2 tRNA genes are annotated in these 248 nt (G+C 50.4%); both read left to right on the forward strand.

Features of this window, described 5'->3' with window-relative positions:
• The first annotated feature begins 87 nt into the window (after positions 1–87).
• Positions 88–163: transfer RNA gene (locus G9F74_RS29705), tRNA-Thr, on the forward strand.
• Positions 164–173: 10 nt separating this feature from the next.
• Positions 174–246 (forward strand) — tRNA-Lys (locus G9F74_RS29710).
• Positions 247–248: the final 2 nt, after the last annotated feature.

The raw sequence follows: 248 nt of genomic DNA on the forward strand, positions 1-248 counted from the left end.
TCGGTAGCTCAGTCGGTAGAGCAGAGGACTGAAAATCCTCGTGTCGGCGGTTCGATTCCGTCCCGAGCCACCATTTTGAAATCGCAAGCCGGCTTAGCTCAATTGGTAGAGCAACTGACTTGTAATCAGTAGGTTGGGGGTTCAAGTCCTCTAGCCGGCACCACTTTCAAAATGAGCCATTAGCTCAGTTGGTAGAGCATCTGACTTTTAATCAGAGGGTCGAAGGTTCGAATCCTTCATGGCTCACC

This window comes from Bacillus sp. EKM202B, from assembly GCF_011066025.1.
GTDB classification, from domain to species: Bacteria; Bacillota; Bacilli; order Bacillales; family Bacillaceae_G; genus Bacillus_A; species Bacillus_A toyonensis.